At 65.3% G+C, this 13,329-nt stretch carries 4 protein-coding genes; all 4 read right to left on the bottom strand.

Features of this window, described 5'->3' with window-relative positions:
- Positions 1–195: 195 nt before the first annotated feature.
- A complete protein-coding gene (locus tag OCY70_RS11865) occupies positions 196–3,675 on the bottom strand; it encodes an AAA family ATPase (RefSeq protein ID WP_213428670.1) in 3,480 nt (1,159 codons plus the stop codon).
- Positions 3,672–4,868, bottom strand: a complete 1,197-nt coding sequence (locus tag OCY70_RS11860) for an exonuclease SbcCD subunit D (RefSeq protein WP_213428671.1) — start codon at positions 4,866–4,868, stop codon at positions 3,672–3,674. Before OCY70_RS11860 ends, OCY70_RS11865 begins: the two co-directional genes overlap by 4 nt.
- Before the next feature lie 364 nt (positions 4,869–5,232).
- Entirely contained in the window at positions 5,233–9,579 is a 4,347-nt protein-coding gene (addA, locus tag OCY70_RS11855; protein ID WP_213428673.1) for a helicase-exonuclease AddAB subunit AddA, read from the bottom strand.
- Positions 9,560–13,102, bottom strand: a complete 3,543-nt coding sequence (gene addB, locus OCY70_RS11850; protein WP_213428675.1) for a helicase-exonuclease AddAB subunit AddB — start codon at positions 13,100–13,102, stop codon at positions 9,560–9,562. Before addB ends, addA begins: the two co-directional genes overlap by 20 nt.
- Between the last annotated feature and the right edge of the window lie 227 nt (positions 13,103–13,329).

Genomic DNA, 13,329 nt, shown 5'->3' with positions numbered 1-13,329 from the left:
CGCAAGCGGGCAGCGTCACGGACGCTATGAACGTAGTGCACCTGCAAGCGAAATGCGGCTGGATAGAGCCTGCGCCGCTTGCAGAAGCAGTACGGTCATCGAGGTGCATTAAATAAGATGTCGGCTATCTGTATTATAACAGCGGGTCACAACTGTTACTGTGACGAAGCTCACACTCCGTTCGTTCGCGCCGCTTCAATCCGCTTCATCCATCCGGATGCGGGAACCGGAACCGGTCAGCTCCGCCGGCAGCACGGTCAGCTTGCGCGCCAAGCGGGCCCGCAGCTCCGGCACATGGCTGATAACCCCGACCGCCAGCCGATCGTGATGAAGCTTTTCCAGCGCGGTGACGACAGTGTCAAGCAGCTCGGGATCGAGCGTGCCGAACCCTTCGTCCAAGAAGAAAAATTCGAGCGGATACATTCCCCGCAATTGAATCTGGGCCGACAAGGCCAGCGCGAGCGCCAAGGAGGTCAGGAAGGTCTCGCCTCCGGACAGCGTGGATACCGGCCGCCGGATGCCTCCGTTGCCGTCGTCCCGGATGACGAAGCCGCCGCCGGAATCGACTTCGAGCGCATACCGCTGCTTGGTCAAGTTTTTCAGCCGTTCCGACGCGGCTCGGCTTACCTGCATCAACTGCTCCTCCGCGATGAATTCGACGAAGGCGTTGCCGCGGAATATGCTCTGCAGCTGCTGAAGTCTTCCCAGCTGCTCCTCCATGCGCAGCCGCTCGCGCTCGAGCTCCATCCAGCGCTCATGCTTGCTGCGGATATACTCGGCGTCGCGTTCGGCCCGGGCACGGCTTCCAAGCGCCGCTTCGTCCCGTTCGACCGCCAGCTCCCACCGCTCCTTCGCTTCCTGCCACTCCGCTGCCGACACGGCGCGGCCGCCGAGCTGCTCCGCCAAGCGGGCCAGCCGCGCTTGAAGGTCGCGCAGCTCCTCGTCATAGGCCGCCAGCCCCTCTTCCAGCTCCAGGCAGCGATCCGGACTGCGGCGCGCCGCCATTACTTCACCGGCAGCCTCGAACGGGGAAGCGGCCAGCTTCACGGCTAGACGCTCTCGCGCACCGTCCGCGCGCTCGCCGAGGTCGGCGCGCTGCTGCTCCGCCAGGGCCGCGCTCCGTTCCGCCTCCCCCTGAGCCTGGCGCGCCGCTTCCGCTTCTCTGGCGGTACGGGCGGCTTGTTCCCGCAGCGCATTCAACTGCGCTTCCGTCTCGGCGGCCTGCCGTTCGATCGGCGGACCGCCTGCCCACGGCTCGAGCCGCTGCCGGTACTCGGACAGCAGCCGGTTCACGCCATTGAGCTCGGATTCCGCCTGGACGCGCTGCATCTCCGCCTGCTGGATGTCCGCTTCAAGCTGGCGCAGCCGCTGCTGCATCTCCTCGACATAGACGGCCCCTTTGTCCAGCCGGGCCCGGCAATCGTTCACGAACGCTTCATCCTCGCGCCACCGCTCGGCGATCGCATCCATCTCCCCCAAGCTCCAGCCGGCCGGCTCATACCGGGCTGCCCATCGCCCCGCTGAACGGGCATATTCGGCTCCGGCCCGCTTCCATTCGGCCTCGCCTTCCCGCCGGGCCGCCTCGGCCGACTCATATGCCGACCATGCCTGCTGCAGCTCCCATTGGCTGTCGGTCATCCGCTGCACGCTCTGGTCTATGCCGCGCTCCCAGGCGGCGGTCCGCTCCTGCAGGCTCGATATCGCCGCCTCCAAGGAGACATCCGCTTCTTGGCCGCCTGGGCCCGTACCGTCCGGATCGCCCGGAACCGGAACGCCTTCCTCCAAGGCGGCCGCCATCTGCGCCGCCGCTGACGGCAAGGAGGCAGCGCCCTCTTCCCAGAGGCGCAGCATCGGACGCAGCCGGCTGTTCAGCTCCGCCAACCGCTCGCTCCATTGGCGCACCGCCCCGGCGCAGCGCTCCTTGCCCTGCTCGGCCAGCCTCACGGCCTCCCGCCGCTTGTCTCTCGCTTCCTCCCATTCCGGCCAGCCTTCGCGGACCGCTTCGGAAGCGGCCGGCATCCGCGCCGGATGAGCATGGCACGTCGAGCCGCAGACCGGGCACGGCTGGCCGTCCTGCAGCCGGGAGGCCAGCTTGGCCGCCATCTCCTCGGCGGCCTGCTGCCACTGGCGTTCCCTCGCGGCCGCCAGCTCGCGTTCCGCTTCCTCCAGCGCATCGCTTGCCTGCGCATGGAGCCGCTGCCACGCCGACTCAAGACGCCGGCCCTCCAGCGCCGCCGCTTGTCCGGCCAACACATCGCCCGTTAACGCCTGCAGCAGCTCGAGCCATGTCTGCCCGGCCTGCTCCGTCCGGGCGGCCAGCTTGCCGCAGCTCTCCTCCAGCTCCCGGCACCGGCCGTGCTGCACGGCCAGCAGCTGCCGCTCGCTCACCGCCTGCTGGAACCGCTCGCGCTCCTCGGCCGGCTTCTCGCGCGCCTGCATCGCTTCGCGCAGCTCCGCCTGCCGGTCAGCCGCCTTCCGCAGCATCTCGCGGGCCCGCGCCGCTTCCGCTTCCGCCCGCTCCGCCCGGCCGGCGGCCCCGGTCCGCTTCGCGGTCCACTGCTCCGCCTCTTCCCGCAGCCGCAGGCTGTCCTGATACAGGCGGACCACTTCCTGCAGGCGGGCATGGCGGCTCATCAGCTCCGGCTCCTCCGCTTCCTTGCGCCGGAGCGCATCGTCGGCCGCCCGAAGCGCCTGCGCTGCCCGCTCCGCGGCCGCGGCTGCGGCGCCCCGGGCCGCCTCGTGCCCGGCGGCCGCCTTCTCCAGCCGCGCTTCCAGCTCTTCCAGCTCGGTAACATACGGAAGCAGCGCCTCTGCTTCCCGCGCCCGCTCCAGCTCCGTCCGCTCCGCCGCGCGCTTCGGCGCCTCCCGCTCCAACTCGCCCCTTCTCGCAAGCAGCCGCTCCCGCTCCTGAAGGCGTTCCCGCAGCTCGGTCAGCTCCCGGTGAACCCGTTCCGCTTCCAGACGGGCAGCTCTCGCCTCCTCGGCGTGGCGCACCGCCGCGGCCAGCGCCGTCTCCGCCTCGCGGACCGCCTCTTCGGAGGCGTCGCCCAGCCCTTGCCGCTCGGCCAGGCACGTCTTCAAGCGGACATCGGTTTCCTTCACGCGGCGAGCCAGCCGGGCAGCCAGCTCATCGCCGTATTTCTCCAGCGAGAACAGCCGCTGCAGCATCTGACGGCGCTCGCTTCCCTTCAAGGAGAGGAACTCGGCGAATTTGCCCTGAGGCAGCACGACCGCCCGCGTGAAATCGTCCATCTTCAGCCCGATCTGCTCTTCCACGCAGCGGTTCACATCCGCCAGCTTGTCCGCCAGCACGATATCCCCTTCCGGCCGGAGCTCGATGAAGCGGGTCAAGGTGCTGCCCACCGTCACGTCGCCGGTGCGCTTGAAGCGCCGCTCGACCCGGAACGTGCGCTTGCTGCCCGCGCCGTGCAGAGCGAAGGTGAAGGAGACCGATACCGTATTCTCCATCTGGTTCAAAATTCCCTGAGTTCCGCCCGCCGCACGCTCGACCTTGCCGTACAGCGCCAATGTCATTGCGTCGAGGATGGAGGATTTGCCGCTTCCCGTCGGGCCGAAGATGCCGAACAACCCGGTCTCGCACAGCTTCTCGAAGTCGATCCGCTGTTCTTCGCGGTAGCTCTGCAGTCCGGCCAGCCTCAATTCGATCGGCTTCATGCGCTCTCCTCCTTCTCTTCGGCTTCAGGCTCAATCAGCTCAAGGAAGCAGGCCACGAGCGCATCATCCGGTTGAGCGCCGCCGGTCTGCCGCTCATAGAAACGGCGGAACATCTCCTGCACAGGCAGCTCGCTCAGCCGCACCTCGTCCTCCGCCTCCCGTTCCGCTTCCGCATATACCGGCCGGATATGAACGATGCCGTCATGGGCGCGGCGCAGCTTCTGAATCTGATCCATCGTCAAGGCCTCGGTCAGCGTCAGGCTCACATCCAGCCAGGCGCGGCTGTCCCGCCCTTCCTCGATCCAGCGCATCACTTCCTCATAGCCTCCGCGGGCATTCCATTCCGCAAGCGGACGGCCGGAAGACAGATAGCGCTCCTCGGGGACCGCTTCCGCGCCAGGCGCCAGATCGAGCAGCGTCACCGACTTCGCCTGCCCGGCCTCCGAGAAGCTGTAGGCGAGCGGCGAGCCGCTGTAGCGGATAACGCCCGGCCCCTTGACGTACTGGGGCCGGTGCAAATGCCCCAGCGCCGTATATTGGGGCGCGGCCGGCGCGCCCTGGCAGGCGAAGGCGGATGGATCGACCGTATAAGCGCCGCCGACCTGAATCGGGCGCTCCGAGTCGGACTCCGCTCCGCCCAGCACATACAGATGGCTCATCGCGAGATTGACCGCCGTCGGCCGGAACCGCTGCGCCTGCCGCGCCAGCAATTGCGACACGCGGGCGCTGTAGGCCCGGCGCACCGCCTGCTCCTCGGCCTCATCCGACAGCAGCTCGCCCAGCCGCGCTTCCGACGGGTAGGGCAGGGCGGCGATAACCGCCTCTTCCCCCGTCCGGGCGCACGGCACGACGACCGCCTCCAGCGTCGGCTGGCCGATAAGGAAGACGCCCCGCTCCCCGACGAGCGGGGCGGAAGCGGATAACCGTTCCGGATGATCATGATTGCCGGAAATAATGACAATCGGGCGTCTGCCCCCGTCCGACAAGCGGGCCGCCGCCTCATAGAATAGCTGCTCCGCGGCAGCCGGAGGATTGACGGAATCGTAGACATCCCCCGCGATCAGAACGAGATCGACCCGCTCCTCCTCGGTCAGCGCAACCAGCTCGTCGACGAACGCCGCCTGCTCCTGCAGGCGGCTCCGCCCTTCCAGCGTCCGCCCGAAATGCCAATCCGCGGTATGTAAAATACGCATGAATCTATCACCATCCTCGCCAAACGAAATCAAACCAACCATAGAAGCGCCAGAAGCGCCGCCCGGCTTTGGCGGCTCTGTCGCCAACCGCAGCCTTACCCCAGGCCCGAACAAAGACAGGGGTAGAACACAAGCAAGCGGGCGCCATACCAGGACGCGAACGAAAGCCCGGACACACGCATACGATCCCCCGCTCCACGCCTGGACGAACGACCGAACACGTGTTAACGGCTTCGGACCCGGACGACGCGCTGAACGGGAAGCCCGGAACGCGAACCCTGTCCCCGTTAACCTCGAAAGGACTTCCGCCGATTGGAGCGCAGACGGCCGGCCACTGGCAGGCGGCCGCAGCCCGCACTCATCTTTACAGCTCGCAAGCCTGCTTCGCGTCGAAGAAGTACAGCACCTTCCGCTTGACCGGCCGTTTCCATATATCTTCAATCGCCCGCGCATACAGCTCCAGCTGGAACCGGTAATGCTCCGTCAGCCCGCGGAGACCGCCCCGATGGGCCAACACTTTGTCCGTCTTGTAGTCGAGCAGAATCAGCTCGCCGTTCCATTCGAACAGGCAATCGATAATCCCTTGCACGAGCACCGTCTCCCGATCGAGCTGCCCGGATGAATCCATCGCGGCGAAGGCCGGGGTCGCGACGAAGCGCGGCTCGTTCCCCGATACGGAAGCGCTCCCGCTTCCCAGCGCTTCGGCGGCGGCCGTCATCGATTCGCGCCGGCGCAGGCCCTCGATCGTGTATGCTTCCGTTGCCGTCAGACCGTAGCTGAACGGCAGCTCCCGCTTCACCCACGACGCTTCGGCCAACTGCCGGCCGACCTCGCTGTCGAAGAAAGCGGCGACGCTCTCCGCATCCAGCGCATCCGCCTGCGTCCGGGTCATAATGAGCCGGGCTACCAGATCGTCGAGAGTATGCTTCACCTCGTACGCCGTCAGGCGGCGATCCAGCGGAAGATGCTGCATCAGCAGATGGTAGGCCGTCCCCCGTTCGACCGGCGTGATGCCGCGCCGTTCCATGAACCTCGGCCGCCGCAGATACAAGGTGCGGGACGGATCGGCATACGGTCCGCACCCTGCCTGATCGCCGCCTGAAGCCGCTCCGGGCGCTGCGCCCGGTTCATTGCCGCCCATTGCCGCCTCCGCCGCCTCTTTCTCACCGTGCTCCGTCACTGCTACCGTCTCTGCTCCCTCCGCTTCTTCTTCCAGCCCGGCCGGAGCGCCAATCCAGTCCTCCGGCGGCCAATCATCAGAAGCGGCCAGCCGCTTCATCTCGGTGACGGATGTCTTCGACGGCAGCAGCGTCACGATGCGGTGCGGATCACGCCAGGATAGCCGCTCCCCGATCTGCTCCGCCCAAGCGGAACGGGGGAACGCGTCATCCGTCTCCAGCCGGCGCAGCGCCTTCATGCGGCGCAGACGCTCTTCGTCATCCGGCATGTCCGCCAGCCGTTCGCCCGCCGCAAGGACGGATGCCGGCACCATCGCCAGCTGCCACCGGGACGGATCATCCAGCAGGCATTCCCCGTTCCGGTTCGGCAGGCCGGCATACCGGCGCCACTCGGCCGCGGCCGGGTGCCGGATGATCGCGGGCCCGATCCAGTCGAGATACGACCGGGCCTCCGCCACCAAATAATCCGGCAGCAGCAGCCGCTCGACATCAAGCGCCTCGCCCCATTTCCGAATCGACTTCTCCGCGTCCTGCACCGTGCCGATCAGAATCAGCTTCTCCTTCGGCCGGGTCAAGGCAACGTAGAGCACGCGCTGCTCCTCGGCCAGCAGCTCCAGCCTCATCTGCCGGCGAATGGCCAGATTCGGCAGCGTCGGATAAGCGACCCGCTTCTCCTCGTCGACATACTTCGGACCGAAGCCGAGCTGCTTATGCATCAGGAAGGACGCGTTCAGATCCTGCTGATTGAACCGCTTCGACAGCCCCGCGACGATGACGACCGGGAATTCGAGCCCCTTGCTCTTGTGAATCGTCATCATGCGGACGACGTCCTCCCTCTCGCCGAGCGCGCGGGCCGTCCCGAGATCCCCGCCGGTATCCCGCATCTGGTCGATGAACCGCAGGAAGCGGAACAGTCCCCGGATCGAGGACGATTCATACTGCCGGGCGCGATCATACAGGGCGCGCAGGTTCGCCTGGCGCTGCAGGCCGCCGGCCAGTCCCCCGACCCACTCGTAGTAGCCGGTCTCCCGGTACACTCTCCAGATGAGGTCGGACAGCCGCCCTTGCCGCGCGGCATTCCGCCACTGCTCCAGCCGATCGAGGAAGCGGTTCAGCTTCGCCTGCCAGTCCCCGCCGCCCTGCCGAGGGGCCGAATCGGCGCCCTCATCTGCTGGGAGAGGGAACTCCAGCTCCAACTGCATCGCCGCCGGAGAACCGTCCTCCGCTTCCGCCCGTGCCGCTTCCATGACCGCGTAATAGAACGGCTTGCCCTTCCCGTACAGCCGAATCCGGGCCAGCTCCTCCTCCTTCAAGCTGACGATCGGCGAACGCAGCACCGCGGCGAGCGGAATATCCTGCTGCGGATTGTCGATGACGCGCAGCAGGGACAGCACGATCTCCACTTCCGTCGCCGTAAAATAACCGGTGCTGAACTCGGCATAAGCCGGAATTCCTTCCCGTCTCAGCTCCTCCATCATCAGCGGCGCCCAGGCTTGAGTCGCCCGCAGCAGAATGACCATATCCCGGTACGTGACCGGGCGCATCCGTTCCTGTTCCTTATCGTACACGAGATAAGGGGGCTCCCCTTCGTCCCCCGTCATGCGGCGGATGCGCAAAGCGATCGCCCTTGCCTCCAGCCGCGCAGTCTCCAGCTCGGCGGCATCCAATGCCGCCCGTTCCGTCTCGCCGTCCTCATCCTCCGCCGTCTCATCCGCGGGTGCTGGCACGCCCTTGTCAATCAGCAGCAGCTCGGTCGCGAAATACGGCATGCCGAACTCGTCCCGATCGCGGCGGCTTCCCGCCGCAATCTCCTCGGCGGACGGGTAGGACGCTCCGCATACGAGCTCTGCCGCGGAATCATAGGTCAGCTCCGCCACGTCGGCGTTCATAATCTGGCGGAACACCATATTGACCGTATCGACGATACCTTGGCGGCTGCGGAAGTTGCGGGCCAGATCGATGCGGATGCCATCCCCGCGGCCTTTCTTCCCGTAAGAGGTATACTTGCTCTGGAACAAGCCCGGCTCCGCCAGGCGGAAGCGGTAAATACTCTGCTTCACGTCGCCCACCATGAACCGGTTGCCCTGTCCGGGCCGGGTAATCAAGTCCACGATCGCTTCCTGGACCATATTCGTATCCTGATACTCGTCCAGCAATATCTCGGCGAATTGCTCTTGATACAACATCGCCGCGGCGGACGGCACCGGCCGTTCCGGCGTGGAGGAAGGATCGCGCAAAATGCGCAGGCAGTAATGCTCCAAATCGGCAAAATCAAGCCATCCCTTCGCCCGCTTGGCCGCCTCGAACCGGGCGCCGAATTCGCGCACGACCGAGGTCAGCGCTTCGAGCACCGGCCGGATCGCATGGAGCTCCTGCAGGAACTGCTCCGGCGTCCGCCGGAAGAGCTCGTCGCGCACCTGCTGCAGGCGTTTCTTCGCCTGATCGCGCAGACGCTTCACTTGCTCCTGCAGCTCTTTGTCATATTGATCCCCGCGGCAGGCCGCCAGCCGTCCGAAGCTCAGCAGTCCGAACGACTCCTGCATCCGTTCCCACGGGACGGACGCGGCTGCGTCCGCCAGCGCGGCCGCTCCGGCCAGCTCCTGCTCCAGCGCGGCGCGGTACGGCTCCGGACCGCCGGGAGCCGTCGTCAGGGCGATCGCCTGGCGCAGCAGCTCGACGATGCCGTTCAGCGTCAGCCGCGCCGCCGCCATAATGCTCTCCGCCCACGGGGAGCGGCCCAGCTCGGCGATGTCCGCCGGGCTGAACGAAGCCGTCATGCTGCCCAGCCATTCCTCCGGCCATGGATGGCTCCGGGAGAAATCATAAAGCCGTTGGACGAGCCGGAAAGCCGCTTCGTCATTGCGCTCTCCGCTGAACCAATCGACCATCCGCGCGAAGGACGGATCCTTGCCGGCATAGCGCTCTTCAAAAAGCTCCTCCAGCACGTCCTGGCGCAGCAGCTCGATCTCGGTCTCGTTCGCGACCCGGAAAGCCGGGTCCAACTGGACCGCCTGGAAATGCCGCTGAATCACCTCCAGACAGAAGGAGTGCAGCGTCGTGATCGAGGCGCGGTTCAGCAGGGCGAGCTGGCGGCGCAAATGCTCCGAATCCGGATTCTCCTCAAGCTTGCGCTCCAGCGCCAGCCGGATGCGCTCGCGCATCTCGGCCGCGGCGGCCTTGGTGAAGGTGGCGACGAGCAGCTGATCGACATGCAGCATCGCCGACTCGTCGCTGATGCGGCGGATAATGCGCTCGACCAATACGGCCGTCTTTCCGGATCCGGCTGCCGCCGCGACCAAAATGTTCTCGCCGCCGTCGACGATGGCTTGCCACTGCTCCTCGGTCCACGTGCTCTCGGCCGGCCTCGGCGGCAGCTTCGCAGGCCTTTCGCCCACGGACGCCGCTTCGGCTGTCAGGACGCGCGCTTCGCCATCCTCCCCAGGGGCAGCGGCGGACGGCAAGCCGGAAGTCACGCCGGCCTCGCCGCCGCTCTCATATTCGCGGCTATTCCGTTCATCGCGGTTCATGTCCATCGTCCGCTTCTCCTCCCTTCAGCTTCGCCCATACTTCGTCTCTGCCCAGACGCGGCAGCAGATGATATTGATTGCCGTCAACCAATTCGTCGAATTGGCAGACCGGCTTGTAGGAACAAAAATCGCATGCCGTCGCCGTGCCGCTCCGGTATGGTTCGATCACCACATCGCCGTTCGTGATGCGCGTGCCGATATCCCGGATGACCGAGCGGACGGTCCCCCGAAGCAGCTCCCACTGCTCCTCCGTCGCGACGGAGGAATTGCTGTAGAACGATCCGTCCGCCTTCACCGCCAGCGGAAGCACCTGGGAATGCCCTTGCTCGACCGATCCGTCCATCAGGCGGACGGTCTCGCGGTCGGCCAGGACGAGCCCCTTCATTTTGAATCGCTTGAGCAGCTGCTCGTAAGCCTGCTCCTCATTCAAGCCGTTGGCCGCCTGAAGGAGCGGATTATGCACATGGAAATAAAGCGTTCCGGCGGCTGCCGCCTCCGTGCCGAGCCACTCCTCCGCATAGGTGAGGAGCACGTCCAAATAGGTCAGCATCTGCAGCGACAGCCCGTAGTACACTTCATGGAGCGCCAGGTCCGTCTGGCTCGACTTGTAATCGATCACCCGCAGCAGGACGCCCCGCTCGCTCTCCGCCTTGTCGACGCGGTCGATGCGGCCGATAATCTCCATCGTGCAGCCGTTGTCCAGCGTGAAGCGGAGCGGCGGCAGCGGCTTGTCGGGACCGAAATCCATCTCCAGCGCCACCGGCTCGAATTGCCCCCGCTTGGCATGCTCGCCCATTACGGCGGCAGCCCGTCCGACGATGCGCTTCAGCTTGCCCGATATATGGCCGTACCGCTCGGAGCTGAGCAAAATCTCCCCCTGAAGCCGGGGCGCCAGCAGATCGACGATGCGATCCGCTTCCGCCTCGCATTCCCGGGGCGTCAGCTCCGCCCAGGAGCGCTGCTGGGCCTGCAGCTCGCCGGCGAAGCGGCTTAGCGCCGCATGGAAGAGCTGGCCGATATCCGGCGCCTCCAGCCGATACAGCCTTCGTTCCTTCAGCTTCAATCCATGGGAGGCAAAATGCGAGAACGGGCAGGCGACGAACCGCTCCATGCGGGAGACGCTCGTCCGCAATAGCTGTCCGTACAGCTTCCGGCTCGTGTCGGCCGTCAGCCCCTGCGCCTGGTTGCGGTAAGCGAGCGATCCGAGCACCGTCTTCAGCCGATCCCGCCAAGCCGGCTGCGCGGCGAACCACCGGTACACATCCCACCACAGATCCGCGATCGGGCGGCCTTGCCGCCATTCCCTTAACTGGGCGATCAATTGTCTAAGCGCCGCTTCCGGATAGGCGATGAAATCGGCCTGCTCCGCTTCCGGCACAAATTCATTCGGCTCGGCCAACAGAAGCTCCTCCTGCATGCCCGGGAACAGCCCCCGAATCTGCCGCACCGTCTCCGAAGGGAGCAGCGAGCGGCCCTCCTCGTCGGCCAGCGCGTAGCTGAGCCACAAGCTCTCGCTCGGCGAAGTGAAGGCATGATAGATGACGAAGCGCTCGTCCAGCAGCTTGCGCCGGATGCCGGGCGCCAGCTCCATCCCGATCGTGAGCAGCAGATCCCGCTCATACTCGGTCAGCAGCCCATCCTCTATCGGACGCGCAGGCATAACCCCGTCGTTGACTCCAAGCACGTACAGATGCTTGATCTGGCTCGAACGCGTCCGATCCATGGACGCGATCAGCACCTGATCGAGCGCGGGAGGCACGAGCGCCAGCTTCACGCTCTCGAAGCCGGTCTCCAGCATCCCGGCGAACAGCTCGAGCGGCATCTTCTCGCCGCCCAGCATCTCCACCATCTGATCCAAAATATCCAGCATCTCGCCCCAGATCTGGCGATGCTCCCGGGAACGCTGCACGTCGCCGTCCAGCAGCGCCTCCTGGCTCATCCGCTCCAGCTTGTCCGGAACCCCGAGGCGGATCCAGAACGTGTACAGCGCCTCGCACATGTCCTGCACATGCCGGCTTCGCGCGAGCGAGCGCTGCAGGGCGGAGAGCGGCTCGACAATCCGGCGGCGGCACCGCTCCGCCCATTCCGGCGCCTGCTCCGGCACGCTCTCGGCCTTCTCTTCGGCCGCCGGATCGTCAGGATCCAGCGACTGCCGCGGTTCGGCAGGCCACGGGAGTCCGTTCGTCCATTTCGAGCCCTCGATGCCGCAGGCCAGCACATAGTTCTCGAGCCGATCGAATGACTCCCTCGTCACGCTCCCGTCTTCCGGCAGGACGAAGTCCGTCTTCACGAAGCGGAACACCGCGTCATAGCGCCAGCGGCCGATCAGAATGTCCAGCGCGGCGCGCGTCATCTCGACGAACGGATGATGGAGCACCGCCTGCTTCTGATCCGCGAAATAAGGAATGCCCGCATCGCCGAAGACCGTGCCGATCAATTCCGCGTAATCCGGCAAGTTCCTGACCATGACGGCCATCTCCCGCCAGCGGACGCCCTCTCTCTGCGCCCGGCGCAAAATGTCGCGCGCCGCCCCTTCCACTTCCGCGCGGCGGTTCACCGCGGCATGAACGCGAATCTCCGCCCGCTCCCCGGCGGGGGAGGCAGGGCGATAAGCCGAACGCCGGTCGAAATGGCGCTCCAGATGGGCGAGCATCGGCGAGGAAGCGAATCTTGGCAATCTGCCCTGTCCGCCCAACCGTACGACTTCTCCCATATCGACGCCGAGCGTATCGGCGATGCTGCTCAATTTGAGAAAGGTCGTCGCCGTAGGATGGAACAGGTTCAGCTCATGAGGCTCCTCCCCCAAGGCGTAAGGCCGATCCAGGCAGAGCGCTACGGTGACGCGGCGGGCATGCAGAAGCAGCGATGCCAGCACGGCATATTCCTGGGGCGTGAAGCCGTTGAACCCGTCAATCCATATCTCCGCCTGACGGACAAAGTCCGAGTGCGGAATGCCTTCCGCCAACCGGACAAGCACATCCTCGCCGTCCAAATAATGCTGCTCCAGCTCGGTCTCGAACTCGTGCAGCACGGCGGACAAATCGTGCAGCTTGGCCGACAGGAGCGGCTGCCCGTCCACATGCTCCTGGACGAACGACGCATGCTCATCCAGCTCGGAAGCCTGGATCCGGTACCGCTTCATCTCGTCGAACAGATCATTCAACTTTTCGATGAAGCCGAATTGCTCCGCCGCTCCGGCGAACAGGGGCAGATCCGACTTGCGCCGCTGCAAAATTTTGTACAGCAGCATCTTCTTGCCTTCCTCCCCAATCGGCGTGAGCGCCGTGCCGCCAGTCTCCTGCATCACGCGGTACGCCAAGCGCCGGAAGCTCAGGACTTGCGTCCGAAGCATCCCTGACAGGCGCTCCGAGGTGACGAGCGCATGCTCCGCCTGGAACGTTCCCTGCTCGGGCACGAGCAGAATCATGGGCGGACCTTCCGGCTGATTCTCCAGCCTCTGCCGGATCTCATTCAGCAGATGCGCCGACTTGCCGCTCCCCGAGCGTCCGATTACGAAATGCAAAGCCAATGTATATCCCCCGCTTTCCCGTACAACTGACCAATAGATATGTACGCTGCCATGCCGTCTGCTGGCTTTTTCCACAAATGCCGTGTGCAAAAGTGTATTTACAAATCGCAAGAAAGGATTAAAAATAAGAATAAGTCCAAAAAGGCCGGATTCCCGGTATTTCCTCATTAGACAGAGACTGCGCAAATCGTCTCTTATACGGAAACCTTGCTTTATTATAGCATATT

The organism is Paenibacillus melissococcoides, assembly GCA_944800085.1.
In the GTDB taxonomy this organism is placed as follows: Bacteria; Bacillota; Bacilli; order Paenibacillales; family Paenibacillaceae; genus Paenibacillus_B; species Paenibacillus_B melissococcoides.
Note: the sequence above shows the minus strand (reverse complement) of the source record. Positions and strands in the feature narration are given on the sequence as shown.